This is a genomic window from Microbacterium sp. NPDC096154 (assembly GCF_040302945.1).
In the GTDB taxonomy this organism is placed as follows: Bacteria; Actinomycetota; Actinomycetes; order Actinomycetales; family Microbacteriaceae; genus Microbacterium.
This window is the reverse complement of sequence record NZ_JBEOSM010000003.1, coordinates 309,437-330,504: the sequence shown is the minus strand read 5'-3', so window position 1 is coordinate 330,504 and position 21,068 is coordinate 309,437. Positions and strand designations below refer to the sequence as shown.

The window sequence follows — 21,068 nt, the reverse complement described above, 5'->3', positions numbered from 1 at the left end:
TCACTTGTCGTCCTTCAGGATGCGGCGCCAGCTCTCGGCGGCGACGAGATCGGGCAGGGCGTCCCGGTACTGGCGGGCGAGGCGCGGCCATTCGCGCTGCAGTCGGCGGTGCAGCCGCACCGACTCGGCGAGCATGCTGCGGAAGCGGCTGCGATCTCGGATGTAGATGTTCTTGCCGGAGCCGTCGGCCGCGCTGACCAGAGCGCTGCCGAAGTGCGGCAGGCGCCACCAGAGGGCGTCGCCCTTGCCGAACTCGACCTCCGGGCGGGCGGCCGCCTCGGCGTCGGCGCCCCGCAGGAAGTGGCTCAGCAGGGTGCGGGCGGTGAACAGGCGAAGACGCATGCCGCGCGGCATGTCGGTGGGCTCGCCCGGGGGGAAGACCTGGCGTCCGCGGCGCGAGTGCAGCACGGTCTCGGGATCGGTGTGCACCACCGTCTCCGGGTAGCGCGCGGCGATCTCGCGCGCCTCCGGCATCGCCGTGGGGAGCGTGCGCCACATGTGCGCGGGACCGCTCAGCACGTCGCGCAGCGCGCGCAGCCGCAGCTCGACGGGGTAGTACTGCATCATCATCAGGTGCTTCAGGTCGACCCTGCGGCTGTGACGGATCAGCGTGCCGCCGCGGGGAGCCCGCGAGTGCAGCAGGCCGGCGACGATGCGGTTGCGGGCATGGAAGTACGCCTGCCAGTCGATCGAGTCGTCCTTGCCGACCCACGACACGTGCCACAGCGCGACGCCCGGCAGGGAGACGGTCGCGAAGCCCGCCTCGCGGGCACGCAGGCAGAACTCCGCGTCGTCCCACTTGATGAAGGCGGGCAGGGACAGGCCGACAGCGCGCAGCGCAGCGACGGGGATGAGACACATCCACCAGCCGTTGTAGTCGGCGTCCATCCGCATGTGGAGCAGGGGCGACTGGCGCAGATTGGCTCGCCGGAAGTCGTGGGGCATCCGCTCCTGGAACAGGTTGCGCCACATGAACGGGGCCTCGTCGACGACCTCGGCCCAGGCGTGCAGGCGCGGCCGGTCGAGCAGATCGAACATGTGCGCGCCCACGAGCATCGGCGTCGTCGCGTAGCGGCCGAACACGATCGAGCGGCGGATGGACTCGGGCTCGATGCGCACGTCGTCGTCGAGGAGCTGGACGAAGTCGCTCTCGGGCCGGTCGAGCGTCTCCAGCATCGCGCGGGAGAAGCCGCCCGAGCCGCCGAGGTTGGGCTGCTCGATGACCGCGAGCTGCTCGCCGAGCGCCGCGGCGGCCTCCGCGAAGCCCGGCTCGTCGGACACCTTGCGCGTGCCCTGGTCCACGAGGAACACGCGGTCGATCAGGTCGAGCAGCTCGCGCGCCTGGCCGAGGGCGGCCAGCGTGTCTACGCAGTAGGACGGCTTGTTGAAGGTCGTGATCCCGAGCGACGCCTTGCCGGAGCGCGCCGGCTCGTGCTCGGTGGTCCAGGTGCCGCTCTCGAGCGTGATGGGCGACTCGTCGGCGACCAGGTCGAACCAGATCCACCCGCCGTCGCTGAACTGGGTGAGGGGCAGGTCGAAGGTCGACTCGGCCGAGCCCGACACCTCCCGGGTGTCGACCCGCTGGGAGACGCCGGAGCCGTTCGACCGGTACACCAGCACCGTGCCCGAGCCCGCGGTGCGCACCGTCAGGCGCACGCTGCGCACGCTGGTCCAGTGCTGCCAGTACGAGGCGGGGAAGGCGTTGAAGTACGACGCGAACGACACCCGTCGGCCCGACTTCACCCGCATGGATCCGCGGTCCAGGATGTCTCCGAGACGCGCGTGCTCCGTGACCCTGACCGCCTCGTCGTCGATGACCGACCAGGTGTCCGCGTCGAAGTAGAGCGGGATCAGGTCGGGGTCGCGGTCGAGGGGAAAGACCACGTTCTGGAGGACGTGCGGCACCGGTATTCTCCGAACGATCAGGCGGCGATGGACCGTAGACGAGCCTACCCCGGGCGGGTAAACGGATCCTGGGACGCGTCGCCGTCGGCCATGTCGCGGATGCGCTCGCGCCACGAGCGCGACTGTCCCGCGCGCACCGCGCAGACGACGAGCATCATCCAGCCCAGGCTCGACAGCGTGAAGCTCTCGAACATCGAGTCGACGAGCAGCGCCACCAGCATGAGCGGCGTCCAGGCGTGCACGACCGAGCGGCGCTGGCCGGCGACGAGCCACGAGCGCACGAGGGCGACGGCGCCGAGTGCGCCGAACAGCAGCAGTCCCGCCCAGCCGACCTGGATCAGCACGTCGAAGTATGCGTTCAACGCCGAGGCATGGTTGTCGTCGAGGGTGAAGTTGATGACGTTGAGCGGGTAGGGCTCGTCCGTGCTCCCGCGTTCGCGCCAGGCGCCGTGCCATCCCCAGCCCTGCACCGGTCGCGGACGCACCCAGTCGAGGATCTCGTTCCACAGGTCGGCGCGTGTGGAGAAGTCGGACGCGGCGTCGAGCAGGGCGATGATGCGGTGCCGCAGCAGGTAGCAGGCGCCGAGGGCGACCGCCACGATGCCGGCGATCGTCAGCTGCGTGGCTCGGCGGCGCGAGGGCTGCGCGCGCCGCACGATGACCAGCGCGACCGTGGCGACCGACACCGCGACGGCCAGCACGAGCACCGTCGGAGACGCCGACAGCACGGCGAGCAGACCAGCGAGCGTCAGGGAGAAGATCGACAGCCGCAGCGAGATCGACTGCGAGAGCCACTCGATCGCGAACGTGATCAGCGCCATCACCGCCACGAAGCCGAGCATGTTGCGGGTGCCGAAGATCCCCTGCACGGGGCCGCCCTGAGCGATGTCTCCCGCCACCCCCAGGAACGGGAACGGGATGTCGAGCAGCACGCCCGACAGGATCTCGACCGCGAGAGAGAGGCCGAGCATCCACCGCAGCACGTCGCCCAGCGCCCGCACCGTCTGCATCGTGTCGCGCACATGCGCGATGACGAGCGCCAGCAAGCCCCAGCCGAGCAGCCCGAGCCAGCCGGAGACCGTGGATGTCTCGTCGAACGACCACACGACGCTCGCGAGCGTCCACAGCAGGAAGGCCAGCAGGCTCGTGGGGGCGAAGCGCAGCAGGCTGAGCTCGTCGCGACGGGCGATGAGGATGGCCACGCCGATCGCGTCCAGCGCCGCGACGATCGTGATGAGCGTGACGTCCCCGGCGGTCCGGCCGATCAGGAGCGCGGCGAAGCCGGTGCCCAGGGCGGTGAGCGTGAACGCGCGCGCGAAGTCGGCCGACTGCAGCAGCCGCACGAGCGATCCCGGCGGGGCGTCGCCCCCGGCCGTCATCGCGCTCGCTTCCCCAGGGCCGGCGCATCCGCGCCCACGCCGACGATCGGCGCGAGCTTGATCTTGAACGACAGCAGCACGGCCAGCGTCCAGCCCCACAGCATGATCGGGCCCGACTCGGTCAGCCCCTGGGCGAGGAGCATGGCGACCGTGAGGGGGGCCAGGATGGACACCGGCGAGTAGGGACGGTCGGACGCGAGGTCCCAGCGCGGGCGGTCGACCGCGAAGAACCAGGCACGCCAGACCAGCGCCGCGTAGACGCCGAACATCAGGATGAGGCCGACCGCGCCCACCTGGAAGAAGACGTCCAGCCACATGTTGTGCGCGTGGAAGACCGAGAGCCCGTGGTCGACGATCCAGCCGTCGAACGCCGGTTCCCACGGAACCCATGGGCTCGAGAAGCCGTTGCCGTGCACCGGGTGCTGCGCCGCACGCTCCCAGACGGCGGCCCAGATCTCGTCGCGCCCGGTCAGGGAGTCGTCGCGGCCCAGCATGCCCAGCACGCGATCCCACAGCTGGATCACCACGACCGCTCCCAGCACGCCGATGCCGGCGAACAGCAGGTAGCGGCGCGTGCGCTCGCCGGGCGTCCGCGCTCGCCGCATCACGAGCACCCCCAGCAGCACGAGGAACGCCGCGCAGAACGCGCCGAGCGCCGTGGCGGAGCCCGACCGCACGAACAGCACCGCCGTCAGGGCGAGCCACACGGTCTGCATGGCCGCGTGAGGCGGCTGGGTGGCCATCCGGATCGCGAACACCGCGAACGCGAGCACGCACAGGATGCCGAGGTAGTTGGAGTTGCCGACGACGCCCTGGATGCGCTCGCCGATGATCGCGTCGAACAGCTGCCCGCGCACCCAGTACCAGTGCGGGTCGAAGCCCTCAGGCGGAGAGACGAAGTTGGGCAGCAGGGGAGCGCGGCGGATCAGCGCCACCCACAGCTCGATCGCGAGGGAGAGCCCCATCACCCACTTGAGCGCGACATCCAGGGCTCGGAGGATCTCGTGCCAGGTCAGCACGTGCGCGAAGAAGAGGCCCTGCAGCGTGCCGGCCGCCAGCAGCGTCCAGGTCAGCAGCGTGGCGCCCGGCCACCCGGACCACATGGCCGACGCGAGCGCCCAGCCGACGTAGGCGAGCGCGAGCCACGGCAGGCGACGCCAGCGGATGCCCTCCCGGCGGATGAGCGGCACCCAGATGGCGATGGTGGCAGCGGTCGTGAGGGCCAGCACGACGGCCGCGCCGCCCTGCCCCAGCAGGTTCCACCACGTCGAGTGGGCGAGGCCCGAGAAGATCACGAATGCGGCATACGCCCGAAGCAGCTGGTGCGCCGTGCCCTCCCTGACCGGGGCCTCCGGAGGGGTGTGGACCGTGTATCGCGTGATCTGCGCCATGGTGCCTTCCAGGCTACAGCGGCGGCGCGGAATACCCTGGGTGCGTGCTCGTACCGCTGACCAACGCTCCGCGCGGCTACGCGTGGGGATCCCGCTCGCTCATCGCCGCCCTGGAAGGCCGCCCGCCGTCCGCGGAGCCGGAGGCCGAGCTCTGGTTCGGCGACCACCCGTCCGACCCCTCCGAGGTGGGGGACGGCAGCGGACGCACGCTCGACCGCTGGATCGCGGAGGAGGGTGCCGCCCACGGCGTCGCGGGGCGCCTGCCGTACCTGCTCAAGCTGCTTGCGGCCGCGTCGGTGCTCTCGATCCAGGTGCATCCGTCGAAGCGGCAGGCCGAGGAGGGCTTCGCGCGGGAGGCGTCGCTGCCTGCCGATGCCGTGCGCGCGTACGCGGACGACAACCACAAGCCCGAGATGATCGTGGCCCTCTCGGACCGGTTCGAGGCGCTGTGCGGGCTGCGCGACCTCGACCAGTCGCGGCGCCTTCTCGAGGCGCTGGGCCAGGCTGCCGACCCGCTTCGCGAGCGCCTCGCGGATGAGGCCGGTCTGCGCGCCGCGATCGGCTGGCTGCTGTCGGGCGACGCGAGGCCGGTCGTCGACGCCATCATCGCGGCTCTGGCGGATGCCCGCTCGACCGAGTTCGCGGCGGAGCTCGCCAACGCGCGCCGGATCGCGGTGTGGTACCCGCACGACCCGGGCGTGGTCGTCGCGCTGCTGATGAACTTCGTCGTGCTGCGCCGGGGCGAGAGCGTGTTCCTGCGCGCCGGCATGCTGCACGCCTACGTGTCCGGGCTGGGCGTCGAGCTCATGGCGGCGAGCGACAACGTGCTGCGCGGCGGCCTGACGCCCAAGCGCATCGACGTGGACGAGCTGCTCGCGATCCTGGATCCCACTCCCGGGCCGGTCCCCGTGGTGCTGCCGGTGGCGGCCGACAACGGCACGCGCGGCGTCGAGGCGTTTCCGTCCGACGTGCCCGACTTCCAGCTGCTGCGTGCGCGCGTCTCCGCGGGGTCCGGCGCCGTCATCCGTCCGACGGGCCCGCTCATCGTGCTGGCGACCGCGGGCAGCGTGTCGGTCGAGACGGAGAGCGGGACGCTGGCGGTCACACCCGGGCGTGCCGTGTTCGTGACGCCCGACGAGACCGAGGTGCGCATCTCGGGCGACGGCGAGGCGTTCGTCGCGCAGCCGGGCTGCGTGCGCGGCGACCACGGCTGAGGTGGGGGTGCCGCTGCGCGGCCTCCCGGAGGCGGGCGACACGCCGATGCGCGTCAATGAACGTTCATGCGCCGGTTGAGGCTTTACGATCTGCGACTTGATCTTTGCGAATGACACGGGTGTAATTACTTCCACGACGTCGCCCTCCGGGGCCGAGAAGGAGTGGGAGAGCGAAATGTCCTCATCGCAGTACCGTTCCGGCGTTCCGGACAACTGGTTCGTCGACCCGGTGAACCTCGGCGTCCCCGGCGTCCGCACCCCGCAGAGCGACGAGGACAGCGCGCTCGCCTGGCAGAGCGACGCCCTGTGCGCGCAGACCGACCCGGAGGCCTTCTTCCCCGAGAAGGGCGGCTCCACGCGCGACGCCAAGCGCATCTGCACCTCGTGCGACGTGCGGGCTCAGTGCCTCGAGTACGCGCTGCAGAACGACGAGCGCTTCGGCATCTGGGGCGGGCTCAGCGAGCGCGAACGCCGCAAGCTCAAGCGCGCCGCGGGCTGAGACCGTCCTGGCCCGACACCGCAGCGTCGGCGATAACCCTCCGCGGGAGATCCTTGGCCCTTCCGATCCAGCCGAACGGGTGTCGCCCGCGGAACGGATGTCGGCTGCGGAACGGATGAGATCCGGCCCCTGCGTCGGGATCGCTCCGGGAATCTTCGCTTCCTCGGCGCGTGCCGCAGTGAGCTGCGCGACGCCGACCTAGGCTGACCGCGACATGCCCCCCGCCGTCCACGCCATTCTCGTCGCGCGCGCCACACCGGAAGCCGCGGTCCAGCTCGAGCGCACCCTCGCCGCCCTGCGCGCGCAGCACCGTCCCGTCGACGCACTGACCGTCGTGGTCTGCGGCTCGGCCGAGAAGCTGCGAGCCCAGATCGACGCGTCCGGAGCGGAGGGCGCGATCGAGGCGCCTGCCGCCACCTCCTTCGCCACGGCGGTGCGCCTCGGCGCGGCGCGCGTGCCCGCGGGTCGGGCGGTGTGGCTGCTCGCGCACGACACGGAGCCGGAGCCCGGCGCCCTTGCGGCGCTGTCCGCCGCGCTCGAGCGTGCGCCCTCGGTGGCGATCGCGGCGCCGAAGCTGGTCGACCAGCGGGACCCGTCGGTCATCGTGTCGCTCGGTGTCAGCATGACGCGCTTCGGCCGGACGGTGCCCCTGGCGGGCGGCGAGTTCGACCAGGGCCAGCACGACGGCGACGACGACGTGCTCGGCGCGGACGTGCGCGGACTGCTGCTGCGCAGCGACGCGCGCCGGCAGCTGCTGCCGGATCCCGCGCTGGCGGGCGCCGACGAGGGCCTCGACATGGGCGTGCGAGCCCGTCTCGGCGGACGGCGTGTCGCGCTCGCGCCTGGCGCCCGCGTCCTCGTGGGTGCGGCGGCGGGGCTGCCGCGCCGTCCCATGGCCCGCGCGTTCGCCGTGCGCGTCGCGCAGCTGCACCGTCGCCTCGCGTACGCGCCGACATGGGCGGTGCCGCTGCACTGGCTCTCGCTGCTGCCCCTGGCACTGTGGCGCTCGTTCCTGCACCTGGTGGCCAAGGCGCCGGCACGTGTCCCCGCGGAGTGGGCCGCGGCGGTCACCGTCATGGCGCGCATCGCCGCGATCGCCCGGTCGCGCGCAGCGATCCGCGCCGCGCGCACCGGCTCGTGGGCGCAGATCGCACCGCTGCGAGCGACCCAGGCGCAGCTGCGTGAACGGCACGACCCGGGCGGCGGCGAACCCACCGTGCGCCGCGAGCTGCGCTTCTTCTCGGGCGGCGGCGCATGGGCCGTGCTCGCGGCGCTCGTCGTCTCGGTGGCAGGCTTCCTGCCGCTGCTGGCCTGGCCCGTGATCGGCGGGGGCGGTCTGCTGCCGCTGCGCGACACGGTCGACGCGCTGTGGGCCGACGCCGCGTACGGGCTCCGCGCGACGGGCGCGGACGTCGTCTCGCCCGCCGACCCCTTCGCGTCGCTGCTCGCGGTGGTGGGCTCGCTGTGGCCCGCGCAGCCGTCGTTCGCGCTCGTGCTGCTGTGGGTGCTCGCGCTGCCCCTGTCCGTGCTCGGTGGCTGGTTCGCCGCCACGCGCGTGACGGATCGCTCCGGCGTGCGCGCCGCGTTGGCGGGGCTGTGGAGCCTGGCGCCCTCCTTCCTGACGGCGCTCGTCGAGGGGCGCCCGGCCGCCGTGCTGCTTCACGTGCTGCTGCCGTGGCTCTTCTTCGCGGCCGCGGTCGCGCACCGCTCGTGGGGGGCATCCGGCTCCGCGTCGATCCTGCTGATCGCGGTGCTGGCGTGCGCGCCCTCGCTCGCGCCGGCGCTCGCGCTGCTCTGGGCGCTGGCCGTGCTGCTGACCGTGCTCTTCCGCGTGCGCCGCGGTCTGGCGCGCGTGCTGTGGATCGTGGTGCCGAGCATCGTGTTCTTCCTGCCGCTCGTCCGGGCGCAGCTCGAGCGCGGCACGCCGTGGGCCCTGCTCGCCGACCCGGGACGTCCGTGGGTCGGCCCCGAGCCCGCGGGCTCCTTGCTGCTAGCGCTCGGTCTGCCCGGCGCCGACCCGGCCGGATGGGGCGGTCTGCTCACGTGGATGGGCGCATCCGAGCCGCAGACGGCCTGGGTGCCGCTGCTGCTCGCGCCTGTCGCCCTCCTCGCACTCGCCGCCCCCCTCACGCCGCGCTGGCGGGCGGGCATCGGCGCCGTGGCCATCGCGGTGACGGGGCTCGTGTCCGCGCATCTGGTCGCGGGCGTGCAGGTGTCGTTCACGCAGTCGCACCCGGTTCCGGTGTGGCCCGGCACGGCCCTGAGTCTGGCCTGGCTCGGCGTCGTGGCAGCGGCGGCGGTCACGCTCGACGCGGGCATCCGACGACCCGCTCTCGCGCGGCTCGCCGCGGTCGTCGCGGCGCTGTGCGTCGCCATCGTCGCGGTGCCGTCGCTCACGGCGCTGGCGCGCGGAGAGGCGCTGCTGACGAACGGCCCGGAGTCGACGCTGCCGGCGTACGTGACCGCGCGCGCCGCCGACGAGCGCGACGTGGGCACGGTCGTGCTGACCGCGCAGCAGGACGGAGCGGTCGCCGCCCGGCTCGTGTGGGGCGCGGGCGACACACTCGGCGGGCAGTCGACGCTGCAGTCGACCGACCCGCGGCCGGACGAGAGCGACCGGCTGCTGGCCGAGGTGGCGGGCGATCTCGTGAGCGCCAGCTCCGGGCAGGTGCAGGAGCGCCTCGGCGAGCTCGGCGTGCGCTTCGTGCTGCTCGAGTCGGGCGACGACGCCGAGACCGACGCCTCGCGCACGCGGCGACTGGACGCGGTGGCGGCCATCGACCAGCGCTCGGGATTCGTGCGCGTGGGTGAGACCGCGAAGGGTGTGCTCTGGCGCCTCGAGGCCGACCCGCAGCCGCGCGCGTCCCTCGACGACCACGAGCAGTCGACCGCCCGGTGGATCGCGACGGCGCAGGCGCTCGCGCTGCTGGTGGCGCTGCTGCTGGCCGTGCCGACCTTCGCCTCGCGGCGCGAGGCGCGTCGGATGCCGCGCGTGGTCGGCCGGGGCTACGAGGGGAGCGACTCATGAGGATCACGGCGGCCCAGCGCACCCTCGGGACGCGCCTGATCATGGGCGGGCTGGTGGCGGCCGGCTCGGTCGTCGCCGTCACCGCGGCAGCCGCGCTGCCCTGGCCTGCGGTCGCCACGCCGCCGCCCGCGCTGGAGGTCACGCCCGTGCCCGCGGAGACGATCCTCGCCTGCGACGGTCCGGTGCTCGCGCTCGGCCGCACGGTCGAGGATGCCGGCGGGCTCTCGGCCGCGGCTCCCAGCCGCCAGACCGCCGGCAACGACCGCGGCGAGCAGCCGGCGTCCGACGCGCTCGCGCAGCCCGCGGTCGCCGGCGAGGCCGCCGCGGCACGCTTCGTGCAGAAGCCCGACGGGCGAGAGCCGGTGTCGGTCGCGGCCGCGTCGTCCGTGCGCGTGGACGAAGACGACCTGGGCGGCTACTCGGCGTCCGCGTGCCGCCCGCCGCAGATGGAGTCGTGGATCGTGGGCGGCGACACCGAGACGGGCTCGACGGGCATCCTGCTGCTCGCCAATCCCGGGGACGTCTCGGCGACCGTCCAGGTCACGGTGTACGGCGTCGCCGGGGCGGTGACGCCGCCGGGCGCCGAGGCCGTGCCCATCCCGCCGCGCACCCAGGTGGCGCTGCCGCTCGCAGGTCTGGCGGGCGGCGAGAGCCGTCCGAGCCTCCGCGTCACGGCGACGGGTGCTCCCGTGCGCGCGAGCCTGCAGTCGAGCATCGTCCGCACCCTGGAGCCGGGCGGCATCGACACCCAGTCGGCCGTGCGGCCGGCGACCGTGCAGGTCATCCCCGGGCTGCGCGTCGTGACGGACGCCGACGGCGCCCAGGGCGCGTCTTCCATCGCGCGACTGCTGTCCGAGAGCGATACGCGGGCCACCATCACGGTCACGAAGGCGGGGGACGGTGCGGAGCCGGCTCGCGCCCCCGAGTCCGTCGCGCTCACGGCGGGCGCACCGCTCGACGTCGACCTCGGCGCTCTCGACAAGGGCGAGTACACCGTGACGGTCACGAGCGAGGCGCCGCTGGTCGCGGCGGTCTGGCACACCACGGGCTTCGGGGCGGGGTCGGACTACGCGTGGCACACCGCCGCGCCGCCGATCTCCGACACCACTCTCGTCGCGGTGCCCGACGGAGACGACGCGAGCCTGAACATCGCGAACCCGGCGGCGCAGGACGTCACCGTGTCCGTCGCCGGTCAAGGGGACGACCCGCAGGATGTCGACATCGCCGCGGGCGACACGGTCGTGATCGACGTGCGCGACGACAAGCTCTACTCGATCGACCCGCGCGGCTCGGCGGTCCATGTGTCGGTCGGCTTCGCGAACGAGTCAGCCCTCGCCTCGGTCGCGGTCTGGCCCGACGCGGCGCGCCCGGAGCCCGTGACCGTCTACCCGTGAGGCGCACCGGCGGTGCGGGCCGCCGGTGTGGTTCAGAGGAACCGGAAGCGGTCGGGCCCGAGATCCCACGGGTCGCGGTCGAGGTAGTCGGCCGCGGCGCGGAACACCTCGCCCTCGATCATCATGCGGCGGTGCGTGTCGTCCACCCGGTGCAGGCGCCCGAGGCGCTCGATCGGCACGCGGTACAGCACGATGCGCCGCGCGTCGCGGTCGACGGTCCACCGGGGGATGCCGTCCTCGTCCGCCTGCCGGGGCAGCCGGCCGATCTCGAAGCTCACCTCGCGCAGCTCGGGCCACGCGCTCCGCAGGTACTCGGCCGCGCCGCCGACCGCGACGTCGAAGCGCTCGACGCGCGTGTCGATGGGCGGCAGCGGCGGCCGGACGACGGGGCTGCGGCCCACTCGGCCGTGACGCCCGTGCCGGGCTGCGCGCCCGCGCGGGGTGGAACGGCGCGAACGCCCGAAGAGAGCCATGCGACCAGCCTACGCAGGCATGCTTGCGACGAGGGTCCGCCGCGGTCGCACGACTGGGCAGGTCGGCACGTTCCGGAGTTCTGCGGTTCCGGAGTTCTGGACGGTTCCGGAGTTCTGGACGGTTCCGGAGTTCTGCACGGCTCAGGATGGTCCGGGCCTGCGCCGTCCTGAACCGTGCGGACGTCCGAATCCGTGTCGGAGCGGGCGGGCCACGGCGCGGCTGCCGGGAGCCCCCGCAGCCGGGCCGTAGGGTGGGGGCGATGCGTGAGAGAGTGTGCTCGAAGGTGGGTTGCGCCCGTGAGGCCGTGACCACCCTGACCTACGACTACCGCGACCAGATGGCGGCCGTGGGCCCGCTCGGGGCGGCGAACGACCCCCATGCCCACGATCTCTGCGCCATCCACACCGACCGCCTGTCGGTGCCGCAGGGCTGGACCGTCGTGCGGCACGAGACTCTCCGCGCATCCTGACGCCGCTGCCGATTCCTCCCCTTCGGCGTCGCTGAGCCGCGCGCTCAGCGAGACAGGTGGGCCACCCGCTCGGCGCGGGCCGTGAGCGCGTGCAGCTCGCGCTCGCGGCGCACAGCGACGACCGCGCCCAGCAGCGTCTCGGCATCGACCGGCGGCACCGGCGACACATGCGGACGAACCTCGGCGGCGAGCTCTGCCGCGACCCGCTGCCGGGCGGCGGGATGCATGGTCGCGGCGCCCGTGACGAACTGCGCCACGCGGCGCGCGAGCTGGTCGGGAAGCCGCGCGACGTCGGCGATGCCCGCCCAGGCCTCGAGTCCGGGGGGCACCGGGACGTCGTGCCGCACGAGGCGGGGGGTCCGCGTGCGCTCGGCGTACGTGCCCGCCACGAGATCGCCGAGGCGCTGCGAGCGCGGGGTGAAGATGCCCACCAGCAGCGCCAGCCCGCCGAGCGTCATGTACACCTCGAGCACGCCGGTCACGGCGCGGATGAACGCGTGGCGGAACGAGATGGCCCCTCCGTCGAGGCGCACGACGCGGCCCCCGACCGCCAGCTTGCCCAGGCTGCGACCACGGGTGATCGTCTCGACCGCGGTGGGCACGACCACGAGCAGCAGCACCAGCAGCACGATGGACAGGATCCGCATCACGCTCTCGGGCATCACGCCGGCGTTCAGCAGACCCACGAGCGCCAGCAGGAGCAGCAGGTACACGACGACGGTGACGGCGATGTCGATCGCGGCACCCGCGACCCGCAGGATGAGGCCGATCGGCTGCACGTCCAGCGCGACGGCCTCACCGGTCAGCACCTCGTCGTGCTCCACCACCACGGCTCGCGGCGTGCGCCGGGCAGGCGTCGTTCCCCGATCCGGGACGGCGGCGGTCGACATGCGTACAGTAAATCACTGTGGACCTCGATGCCCTGGCGACTGCGCGACAGGCCGAATGGGCGCGCCTCGACGAGCTGTCGAAGCGCCGCCGGCTGAGAGGGGATGAGGTCGACGAGCTGATCGCTCGCTATCAGGCGGCGTCAGCCGACCTCGCAGACATCAAGACCTCGGCGGGACGGTCGCCGCAGGGCGACCATGTGTCGACCATCCTGTCGCGTGCGCGGCTCGCGCTGACGGGGGCATCGGACAACGTGCTGCGGCAGCTGCCGCGCTTCTTCCTGCACCAGCTTCCGGCGGCGCTGTACCGGGTGCGGTGGACGACGCTCGCGATCGCGCTGTCGTTCATCCTGGTGGTCGCGGTGTCGGGCGCCTGGATCGCCGGAGACCCTGCGCTGATCGCCACCCTCGGCCCCGAGGCCGCGCTCGAGCGCTATGCCGAGCACGAGTTCACCGACTACTACACCGAGAACCCCGCCGCGGTGTTCGCCGGCATGGTGTGGACCAACAACGCCTGGATCGCCGTGCAGTGCGTGCTGTTCGGGGTGACCGGCGTGTTCCCCCTCTACGCCCTCGTGCAGAACGCGGTGGGGCTCGGCACGGCGGCCGCCGTGATGACGGCGTACGACCGGCTCGACGTCATGATCCTGTACATCCTGCCCCACGGGCTGCTCGAGATGACATGCATCTTCGTCGCGGGGGCCGCGGGTCTGCACACGTTCTGGGCGTGGGTGGCCCCCGGGCCGCGCACGCGCGGGGCTGCGCTGGCCGCCGAGGGGCGGGCGCTCGCCGCGGTCGCGATCGGGCTGGTGTTCGCGCTCGCGCTCGCCGGCGCGGTCGAGGGCTTCGTCACGGGGCAGCCGTGGCCCTGGTGGCTCAAGATCGGCATCGGCGCGCTTGCGCTGGGCGTGCTGCTGTTCTGGATGCTGGTGCTGGGGCGTCGCGCGGCGCGCGCGGGCGAGACGGGCGACCTCACGGAGTACGAGTCGGGCACGCCCCGCCTGGTCGCCGGTTAGCGGCCCACGGGTCCGGTCGGCTTCGTGGTGTCGAACAGGGCCTTGTAGGCGAAGCCGGCGATGAGCGCGCCCACGATGGGGAACACGATGAACACCCACAGCTGCGCGAGCGCCTCGCCGCCGCCGTAGATCGCCGCGGCGATCGAGCGCGCCGGGTTCACCGACGTGTTGTCGACCGGGATGCTGATGAGGTGGATCAGGGTGAGGCTCAGGCCGATCGCGAGACCGGCGAGCGGCGTGCCGCGCGTGGGGTGCGTCACCCCCAGGATGATCAGCACGAACAGTGCCGTGAGCACCACCTCGGCGATCATCGCGGCCACCATGCCGAACCCCGCGGGGGAGAGGGCGTCCCACCCGTTGCTGGCGAAGCCGCCGTCCTGAGCGGTCTGCAGCCATCCGGCCGGTCCGAACAGGCCGATGAGCACGAGCAGCGTCGTGGCGATCGCGCCGCCGACGACCTGCGCGGCGATGTATCCGCCGGTCTCGCGCCACGGGAACCGTCCGGCGGCCGCGAGACCCAGCGTGACCGCGGGGTTGAAGTGACCGCCCGAGACGGGACCGAACGCGTAGGCGCCGGCGACGACCGTGAGCCCGAAGGCCAGGGCGACCGCCGTGTAGACGGCGGCGGGGGTGTCGGTGAAGTGGTTGGACGCGAACACGGCGGTGCCGACGCCGCCGAACACGAGCAGAAGCGTGCCGAACGCCTCGGCGACGAGCTTGGCGGTCGTCGAGGGGGCGGCGGGAGGGGTGTGGGCCAGCTCCGTGGGCTCGACGGGGGCCTCGGGATTCGGATCGGACATGCGCGTTCCTCTCGTCATCGTCTTGCTCCGCATGGTGCCAGGGGCGTCCGTGCCCCTGCAAGGAGTGTCACGCAGGTATTCCGGTTCGTGTCGCCGGGACGCGGGCAGGCCTCCGCGGCCGGCTCAGAGGCGCCCGGCCGCCTTCAGGGCCAGGTAGCGGTCCGCGATGCGCGGGGGCAGCTCGTCAGGGGAGGCGGTCAGGGCCTCGGCTCCGGCGCGCACGACGGCGCGGGCGACTCCGCCGGCCGAGCGCAGCGCGGCCTCGGCGGCCGCGGCGCGGTAGAGGTCGTCGACCGAGCCGCCCGCACGCGCCGTGCGCTCCAGGTCGGCGTCCGTCGCCGTGCCGACGAGCACGACCGTCCCGGCGCGCACGCTGTGGGGCAGGGTGCCCAGGAAGCCGCGCGCGGCGTCCGGAGCCTCCTGGGCGGTGAGCACGACCAGCAGCGAGGGATGCGGGGCGAGCGCGCGGGCCTGGGCGAACGCGGCATCCCAGTCGGTGTCGATCAGCTGCGCCTCCACCGGCGCGAGCGCGTCGACCAGCGCGGGCAGCACCCCAGAGCCCTCGGCCCCCGTGACGCGGGCCCGCACCACGCGGTCGAACGCCACGAGGTGCACGTGGTCTCCGGCCCGCGCAGCGAGCGCGGCCAGCAGCAGCGCGGCCTCGAACGCCGCGTCGAGACGCGTGCCGTCGCCCACGCGCGTGGCCGCCGTCCGGCCGGTGTCGATCACGATCACGACGTGACGGTCGCGCTCGGGACGCCAGGTGCGCAGCATGGTGGTGCCGGCCCGTGCCGTGGCACGCCAGTCGATCGAGCGCACGTCGTCGCCTCGCACGTACTCGCGCAGCGAGTCGAACTCTGTGCCCTGGCCCCGCACCTGCACGCTGGTGCTGCCGTCGAGCTCGCGCAGCCGGGCGATGCGCGAGGGCAGGTGGCGGCGCGCGTGGAACGGCGGGAGCACCCGGATCGCACCCGGCACGTCCATGCGCCGCTGCACCCCGGCCAGGCCCAGCGGCCCCGCGGACCGGATCACCGCGAACTCCGAGCGCGGCTCGCCGCGCCGCCGCGGTCGCAGCGTCAGGCGAGCGGTGCGGGCCTCGTGAGGCGGCACGTCGAACCGCAGCCGGACGGTCCGCGCGCCCGCCGTCGGCTGCCACGCATCGCGCACGGTGGCCCGGATGCGCCGACGGCCGCGGTTGACGAGGCGCAGCCGCAGGTCGACCGCATCCCCCAGCCGCACGCGCGGGGGGCGGGCGCCACCCGGGAAGAGACGCTCCAGCGCGACCGAGCGCGGGTCGGGCGCGGCCAGCACGTCGACGGCGACCGCCGCGGCGCACAGCACAAGCCACGCGGCCAGCACGAGCCACGGGTCCGCGCCCATCGCGCTCAGCGGCACGAGCGGGATCAGGCCCGCGGCGACGACCCAGGGGAGGAGGGCGGTGACGTACATCCGGATGTCTCGGCGGGCCGGCTCAGAGCGGCACGGGGGTCTGCTGCACGACCGAGTTCAGCACCGCGTCGACCGACACGCCCTCGATCTCCGCGTCCGGTCGCAGCCGGATGCGGTGACGCCACACCGGCACGAGCATGGCCTGCACGTGATCGGGCGTGATGGCGGGGTAGCCGCCGAGCCATGCCCATGCCTTCGCGGCCGCGAGCAGCGCGGTCGAGGCGCGGGGGCTCGCCCCGAGCTGAACCGAGGGGCTCTGCCGCGTCGCCCGCGCAAGGTCGACCACGTACGCCAGCACGTCGTCCGTGACGGTCACCGCGGCCGCCGAGCGCTGCGCCGCGCGGATGTCGTCGGGCGTCACCACGGGCGCGACGCCCGCCAGCTCGCGCGGCGAGAAGCCGTCGGCGTGGCGACGCAGCACGGCGACCTCGGCCTCGCGCGGCGGCACGTCGATCACGAGCTTGATGAGGAAGCGGTCGAGCTGCGCCTCGGGCAGCGTGTACGTGCCCTCGTGCTCGACGGGGTTCTGCGTCGCGCAGACGAGGAACGGATCGGGTAGCGGGCGGGTCACGCCGTCGGCCGACACCTGGCGTTCCTCCATGGCCTCGAGCAGCGCCGCCTGCGTCTTGGGCGGCGTGCGGTTGATCTCGTCGGCCAGCACGATGTTGGTGAACACCGGTCCCTCGCGGAACTCGAACTCGCCGGCCTTGGCGTCGTAGATGAGCGAGCCGGAGACGTCGCCCGGCATGAGGTCGGGCGTGAACTGGATGCGCTTGGTGTCGAGGCCGAGGGTGCGGCTGAACGTGCGCACGAGCAGCGTCTTCGCGACTCCGGGAACTCCCTCGAGCAGCACGTGGCCCCGCGCGAGCAGCGCGATCAGCAGGCCGCTCACGGCACCCTCCTGGCCCACCACGGCCTTGCCGACCTCGAGGCGCACGCGGTGCATGGCCGCGCGCAGCGCGTCGGCGTCTGCGGTGGCCGGTCGCCGGTCGGCGTCGGGGGCACCGGGCGTCCCGGCCTGGTCTATCGCGGTGTTGTCCATGCGGTGATCCTCTCGGGTGGGACGGGTCAGCGGGGGCCCGCGGCGCGTGCGGCGTCGACGGCGCGCTCGAGGTCGCGCAGCCTGCGGCCGAACGAGGCGAGCTCGGTGTCTGTGGATGGGACGTGGGTCAGGATCGCGCGCGTCACCTCGGACGGTGCGCCGAGACGCGCGGCCGCGGCGTCGGCGACCTCGCGCGCAGTCGCGCCGGCCGGCAGGCCAAGGGCGCGGGCCATACGGGCAGCGGCGCCGGCGCGCAGCAGGTCCGCGGCATGCGCCGGATCCGTCGCGCGCGCGTACAGCCGGGCCCGGCCCTCGAGCGTCTCGCTGCCGCGCACCGTCACCGGCAGGCGCTCGGCAATGAGCGGCCCGAAGCGGCGTCCCCGCCACAGCGCGGCGGCGACGCCGGCCGTCAGCAGCAGCACGATGGCGGGGGTGAGCCAGGGCGGCACGAGATCGCCCAGCGTGGGCTCGACGCTGCGGCCCGCCGCGGCGTCGTCAGGCGAGGGCATGTGCCAGACGACGCGGCCGGTGCCGCCGATCAGACCGAGGCCCAGGGCGGCGTTGCCCTCGGTGGCGAGGTCGGCGTTGTCGAACAGCACGGTGCCATCGATCAGGGTCACGGCGCCGGCGCCGACACCCGGCGCGCGCACGAGTGCGAACCCGTCGTCGACCGGATAGCAGCCCGTCGCGCCCGCGGGTGCGGTGAACGCGCGGCCGGGCTCGATCTCGCCGGCTCGCTGTGCGACGGGCAGCGAGCACCCCGGTGCGACGGGGCCCGTGCCGTATCCCGCGTGCGCGGCTCCCGGCACCAGCAGGTCGGCGATCGCGCCCGACGGATCGAGAACGACCGTGTCGCCGGCGGCGGCGACGAGCTCGCGGATGGCCGCGTCCGTCAGCGAGCGCGTGTCGGTGAGCACCAGCGTGGTCTCGTCGTCGAGAACGGCGAGCGCTGCGTCGCTCCCCGTCGCGGCGACGACCTCGACGCCCTGCTCGCGCAGGATGCTCACGATGGCCCGCGCGCCGTCCTCGCCCGGCCCGTCCGGGTCGAAGGGAGGGCGGGCCATCCAGTCTCCGGCGGCGAGCATCGCGACCAGCGCGCCGATCGCGATCACGGCCGCCGCCAGAGCGAGCCATCCGAGACCTGAGCGGCGGCGTGACCTCTGCTCGGCGGCTTCGGCGGCGAAGGGATCGGCGGCGAAGGGATCGGCGAAGGAGGGACCGGCGAAGGAGTCGGGCAAGGCCGGGTCCGCGGGGCGAGTTCGCGCGGCGACATCGCTCACGCGGGGCGTCGATGTCGCTGTGGTCGATGTCGCTGTGGTCGATGTCGCTGTGGGGTCGCTCATGCGCTCACGGCCTCCGGGGCGCGTGCGGGCGTCGTGCGGACGAGGTCCTCGTCGAGCCGGGAGATCGCGGCGTACAGGTCGGCCGTGCCGTGCCGGCGCAGGTAGCGCACGTCGTCGAACGCGCGTGCGGCCGACTCCAGGGCGCCGCCGTGCGCGGGGAACGGATGAGCCGATCGGCGGGCCAGTCCGTGCGCCGTGGTGCCCGGAGGCGCCTCGACGACGCCGCGCTCCTCGAGCCCGCGCGCGAGGGCACGGAAGCGCACCACGATGGCGTCATCCCATTCGCTCGCCGCGGCGTGCGCGGCGGCCGCCGCGCGCAGCTCGGCGGCCGATCGGGTCTCGGTCTCCCCGAACAGCGGCGATGACCGCTCGTCCGCGCGGTGCGCGAGGCGGGGCCGCCCCCAGATCAGCACGGCCGCGACCACGAGGCCCACGGCCACCGCGACGGCGGCCACGGCGAGCACGGGACTCCACTCGACGTCGCCGCGCGGGGTGAGCAGGTCGCCGAGGAACTCGCCGATCGCCTGGGCCAGCCGGTCGAGCGGCGTCGGCTGGGCCTCGGCGTACACGGGATCGGACAGTTCGCGCTCAGCCCACTCGCGCGCCTCGTCGCGGTCGGGCGCGAGTCCGCTCGCGATGAGACCGACGAGGCGGCCCGGGATCACGATCCGCCTGCCGGGGGAGCCGGGGGAGCGGGCGGATACGGCGGGTACGGTGCGGCGAACGGCTGCTGCCCGTACGGCTGCTGCCCGTACGGCTGCTGCCCGTACGGCGGCTGCCCGTACGGCGGCTGCCCGTACGGCGGCTGTCCGTACGGCGGGTGCCCGGGCGGCGGCGCGGGATATGACGCGGGATACGGTGCCGGATACGGCGCGTGAGCGACGGGCATGAACTCGGGGCGAGGGGGCGCGAGCTGCGACGGATCGAAGGCCCACGGGTCCGGGAGCGCCACGGCACCCAGCTCGCGCTGCTCGATGTACGACTGCAGCCGCAGGTCGAGGCCCTCACGGCGCATCCGCGCGTCCACGTACATGAGCGCGCCGCCGGCGCCCGTGACGATCGTGCCGATCGCCGACACGAGCACCTGCAGCGCGGCGCTCGCCAGCGAGACAGCCACGGCCACGCCGATCGCCGGACCGGGATCGGACTCGCTCTCGCCGAGCGGCATCAGGATCGTCGGCAGGAACGTCGTCAGCAGCTGCAACGGCGTGGACACCACGCCGGCCGCCACGCTCACGATCACCGAGATCAGCACCATGACCCCGAACGTCGGCCAGAAGCGCCCGCGCGTCAGCTGCCAGGAGCGCCGGATGCCGCCGAAGGCCCCGAGGCGCTCGAGCACGATCGCGCTCGGGACGAGGTAGAGCTTGGTGCCGAGCCACGCCCACAGCGGGATCATGGCGAGCATCAGCGGAAAGGAGATCAGGGCGACCCCCCACTGCTCGGTCACCGCTCCGATGAACAGCGGGGCGAGCACGACGACCACGAGCACCAGCACGACCGCGAGCTGCAGCAGGAAGTAGCCGGCCAGCCGCCAGAAGGCCGGCTTGACGAGCGACCAGAGCTGCCCCAGAGTCGCGCGTTCCCCGACCACGGCGCGCGACACCTCGGCGACGACGACGCCCTGCACGACCACGTTCAGCGCGCTGAGCGCGAGGGTGACGACGAGGGTCACGACTGCCGTGATCGCGATGGATCCCGCCATGATGGCATCGAACTCGTCGGTGAACTCCGGCACCGTGTCGAGCCGCGAGAAGGTCAGTCCGGCCGCCGCGCCGATGATCGCGACACCGACGAGCGAGGCAACCGCCTGCACGCCCACCGCGAAGCCCAGCAGCACCCGCGGGTTGCCGCGCAGCACGGCGAACGAGCGACCGAGCGCCGTGCCGAAGCCGAACGGGTACAGAGGCACGAGCCCGGGGCGGGGGGCCGGTCGCCATGTCGGTGCGTGAGACATCGATTCCCCTCGTGAGCCGGCTGCGACGCAGGATGGCACCAACGTTACAGAACCCGGCCGGTCGTCTAGGCTGATCGGGATCTGATCCCCGCCAGGATTCCAAGCAAAGGATCTCCGCCCCGTATGACCGCCCGCATCCTGGTCGTCGATGATGACACCGCCCTCGCCGAGATGATCGGCATCGTCCTGCGCACCGAAGGCTTCGACACCGTCTTCTGCGCCGACGGCGAGCTCGCCGTCGACATGTGGCGACAGGAGCGACCCGACCTCGTGCTGCTGGACCTGATGCTGCCGGGCAAGGACGGCATCGAGATCTGCACCGAGATCCGGGCCGAGTCGGGCGTGCCCATCATCATGCTCACGGCGCGCGCCGACACGAACGATGTGGTGGGCGGGCTGGAGGCCGGGGCCGACGACTACATCGTCAAGCCGTTCAACCCCAAGGAGCTGGTCGCCCGCATCCGCACGAGACTGCGGCCGACCTCCGAGGCGTCGAACGACGTGCTGCGCATCGGCGACCTCACGGTCGATGTCGCGGCTCACGAGGTGCGCCGTGGGCAGACCCCCATCGCGCTCACGCCGCTCGAGTTCGAGCTGCTCGTGGCGCTCGCCTCGAAGCCGCAGCAGGTGTTCTCGCGCGAGGAGCTGCTCGAGCAGGTGTGGGGCTACCACTACAAGGCCGACACCCGCCTCGTGAACGTGCACGTGCAGCGGCTGCGGGCCAAGATCGAGCTCGATCCCGACAACCCGCGCATCGTCACCACCGTGCGCGGTGTCGGCTACCGCGCGGGCGCCGTCTCCGGCACCGCCGCGTCCTAGCC

18 protein-coding genes are annotated in these 21,068 nt (G+C 73.5%); 7 read left to right on the top strand and 11 right to left on the bottom strand.

The annotated features are described in order from the left end of the window. The 3 genes from ABTW64_RS06205 to ABTW64_RS06195 are packed head-to-tail and all read right to left on the bottom strand — an operon-like array spanning window position 1 to window position 4,675. Window positions 1–1,905 carry a glycosyltransferase gene (locus tag ABTW64_RS06205; protein WP_350620344.1) on the bottom strand — a complete coding sequence of 635 codons (1,905 nt, stop codon included), beginning with the start codon at window positions 1,903–1,905 and terminating at the stop codon, window positions 1–3. Between the two features lie 44 nt (window positions 1,906–1,949). Continuing rightward, the gene (locus tag ABTW64_RS06200) at window positions 1,950–3,284 is read right to left on the bottom strand and encodes an O-antigen ligase family protein (RefSeq protein ID WP_350620342.1); all 1,335 of its coding nucleotides are present in this window, start codon (window positions 3,282–3,284) and stop codon (window positions 1,950–1,952) included. Continuing rightward, the gene (locus ABTW64_RS06195; RefSeq protein WP_350620340.1) at window positions 3,281–4,675 is read right to left on the bottom strand and encodes an O-antigen ligase family protein; all 1,395 of its coding nucleotides are present in this window, start codon (window positions 4,673–4,675) and stop codon (window positions 3,281–3,283) included. Before ABTW64_RS06195 ends, ABTW64_RS06200 begins: the two co-directional genes overlap by 4 nt. 44 nt (window positions 4,676–4,719) lie before the next feature. On the opposite strand from ABTW64_RS06195, the gene manA reads away from it, so the two are divergent. The 4 genes from manA (at window position 4,720) to ABTW64_RS06175 (ending at window position 10,810) form a co-directional block, all read left to right on the top strand. Beyond that, window positions 4,720–5,889 carry a mannose-6-phosphate isomerase, class I gene (manA, locus tag ABTW64_RS06190; protein WP_350620338.1) on the top strand — a complete coding sequence of 390 codons (1,170 nt, stop codon included), beginning with the start codon at window positions 4,720–4,722 and terminating at the stop codon, window positions 5,887–5,889. A 175-nt stretch (window positions 5,890–6,064) separates the two neighbouring features. After that, window positions 6,065–6,388, top strand: coding sequence for a WhiB family transcriptional regulator (locus ABTW64_RS06185; RefSeq protein ID WP_350620336.1), 324 nt, complete (start codon window positions 6,065–6,067; stop codon window positions 6,386–6,388). Between the two features lie 214 nt (window positions 6,389–6,602). Then, window positions 6,603–9,416, top strand: coding sequence for a glycosyltransferase (locus ABTW64_RS06180; protein ID WP_350620334.1), 2,814 nt, complete (start codon window positions 6,603–6,605; stop codon window positions 9,414–9,416). After that, a complete protein-coding gene (locus ABTW64_RS06175; RefSeq protein ID WP_350620332.1) occupies window positions 9,413–10,810 on the top strand; it encodes a DUF5719 family protein in 1,398 nt (465 codons plus the stop codon). Before ABTW64_RS06180 ends, ABTW64_RS06175 begins: the two co-directional genes overlap by 4 nt. Window positions 10,811–10,842: 32 nt before the next feature. Here ABTW64_RS06175 and ABTW64_RS06170 read toward each other — a convergent pair whose 3' ends face one another. After that, entirely contained in the window at window positions 10,843–11,283 is a 441-nt protein-coding gene (locus ABTW64_RS06170) for a hypothetical protein (protein WP_350620330.1), read from the bottom strand. A 260-nt stretch (window positions 11,284–11,543) separates the two neighbouring features. Here ABTW64_RS06170 and ABTW64_RS06165 point away from each other — a divergent pair, with 260 nt between their 5' ends. Beyond that, window positions 11,544–11,753 (top strand): DUF3499 family protein, encoded by a 210-nt coding sequence (locus ABTW64_RS06165; protein WP_203137806.1) that lies wholly within the window; start codon window positions 11,544–11,546, stop codon window positions 11,751–11,753. Window positions 11,754–11,797: 44 nt separating this feature from the next. Here ABTW64_RS06165 and ABTW64_RS06160 read toward each other — a convergent pair whose 3' ends face one another. Continuing rightward, complete coding sequence (locus ABTW64_RS06160; protein ID WP_350620328.1) at window positions 11,798–12,643, bottom strand: RDD family protein; 846 nt, start codon at window positions 12,641–12,643, stop codon at window positions 11,798–11,800. Between the two features lie 17 nt (window positions 12,644–12,660). Here ABTW64_RS06160 and ABTW64_RS06155 point away from each other — a divergent pair, with 17 nt between their 5' ends. Then, window positions 12,661–13,656: a stage II sporulation protein M gene (locus ABTW64_RS06155; protein WP_350620326.1), complete on the top strand. Its 996-nt coding sequence runs from the start codon at window positions 12,661–12,663 to the stop codon at window positions 13,654–13,656. Here the strand turns inward: ABTW64_RS06155 and aqpZ are convergent. The 6 genes from aqpZ to ABTW64_RS06125 form a co-directional block, all read right to left on the bottom strand. Further along, window positions 13,653–14,456: an aquaporin Z gene (gene aqpZ, locus ABTW64_RS06150; RefSeq protein ID WP_350620324.1), complete on the bottom strand. Its 804-nt coding sequence runs from the start codon at window positions 14,454–14,456 to the stop codon at window positions 13,653–13,655. The genes ABTW64_RS06155 and aqpZ overlap by 4 nt on opposite strands. 123 nt (window positions 14,457–14,579) lie before the next feature. Further along, window positions 14,580–15,905 (bottom strand): DUF58 domain-containing protein, encoded by a 1,326-nt coding sequence (locus tag ABTW64_RS06145; protein ID WP_350620322.1) that lies wholly within the window; start codon window positions 15,903–15,905, stop codon window positions 14,580–14,582. Between the two features lie 22 nt (window positions 15,906–15,927). Next, window positions 15,928–16,851: an AAA family ATPase gene (locus tag ABTW64_RS06140; RefSeq protein WP_350620521.1), complete on the bottom strand. Its 924-nt coding sequence runs from the start codon at window positions 16,849–16,851 to the stop codon at window positions 15,928–15,930. A 122-nt stretch (window positions 16,852–16,973) separates the two neighbouring features. Further along, a complete protein-coding gene (locus ABTW64_RS06135) occupies window positions 16,974–18,185 on the bottom strand; it encodes a DUF4350 domain-containing protein (protein WP_350620320.1) in 1,212 nt (403 codons plus the stop codon). Window positions 18,186–18,286: 101 nt separating this feature from the next. Continuing rightward, complete coding sequence (locus ABTW64_RS06130; protein ID WP_350620318.1) at window positions 18,287–18,955, bottom strand: DUF4129 domain-containing protein; 669 nt, start codon at window positions 18,953–18,955, stop codon at window positions 18,287–18,289. Next, entirely contained in the window at window positions 18,952–20,247 is a 1,296-nt protein-coding gene (locus ABTW64_RS06125; protein WP_350620316.1) for a DUF7847 domain-containing protein, read from the bottom strand. Before ABTW64_RS06125 ends, ABTW64_RS06130 begins: the two co-directional genes overlap by 4 nt. Window positions 20,248–20,370: 123 nt before the next feature. On the opposite strand from ABTW64_RS06125, the gene mtrA reads away from it, so the two are divergent. After that, window positions 20,371–21,066: an MtrAB system response regulator MtrA gene (mtrA, locus tag ABTW64_RS06120; RefSeq protein WP_350620314.1), complete on the top strand. Its 696-nt coding sequence runs from the start codon at window positions 20,371–20,373 to the stop codon at window positions 21,064–21,066. Window positions 21,067–21,068: the final 2 nt, after the last annotated feature.

Coding starts and splice junctions, on each gene's coding strand:
- ABTW64_RS06140 (WP_350620521.1), bottom strand. CDS start 16,851: ATGCACCGCGTGCGCCTCGAGGTCGGCAAGGCCGTGGTGGGCCAGGAG.
- aqpZ (WP_350620324.1), bottom strand. CDS start 14,456: ATGTCCGATCCGAATCCCGAGGCCCCCGTCGAGCCCACGGAGCTGGCC.
- ABTW64_RS06160 (WP_350620328.1), bottom strand. CDS start 12,643: ATGTCGACCGCCGCCGTCCCGGATCGGGGAACGACGCCTGCCCGGCGC.
- ABTW64_RS06165 (WP_203137806.1), top strand. CDS start 11,544: ATGCGTGAGAGAGTGTGCTCGAAGGTGGGTTGCGCCCGTGAGGCCGTG.
- ABTW64_RS06185 (WP_350620336.1), top strand. CDS start 6,065: ATGTCCTCATCGCAGTACCGTTCCGGCGTTCCGGACAACTGGTTCGTC.
- ABTW64_RS06125 (WP_350620316.1), bottom strand. CDS start 20,247: ATGTCTCACGCACCGACATGGCGACCGGCCCCCCGCCCCGGGCTCGTG.
- ABTW64_RS06170 (WP_350620330.1), bottom strand. CDS start 11,283: ATGGCTCTCTTCGGGCGTTCGCGCCGTTCCACCCCGCGCGGGCGCGCA.
- ABTW64_RS06180 (WP_350620334.1), top strand. CDS start 6,603: ATGCCCCCCGCCGTCCACGCCATTCTCGTCGCGCGCGCCACACCGGAA.
- ABTW64_RS06175 (WP_350620332.1), top strand. CDS start 9,413: ATGAGGATCACGGCGGCCCAGCGCACCCTCGGGACGCGCCTGATCATG.
- mtrA (WP_350620314.1), top strand. CDS start 20,371: ATGACCGCCCGCATCCTGGTCGTCGATGATGACACCGCCCTCGCCGAG.
- ABTW64_RS06200 (WP_350620342.1), bottom strand. CDS start 3,284: ATGACGGCCGGGGGCGACGCCCCGCCGGGATCGCTCGTGCGGCTGCTG.
- ABTW64_RS06145 (WP_350620322.1), bottom strand. CDS start 15,905: ATGTACGTCACCGCCCTCCTCCCCTGGGTCGTCGCCGCGGGCCTGATC.
- ABTW64_RS06195 (WP_350620340.1), bottom strand. CDS start 4,675: ATGGCGCAGATCACGCGATACACGGTCCACACCCCTCCGGAGGCCCCG.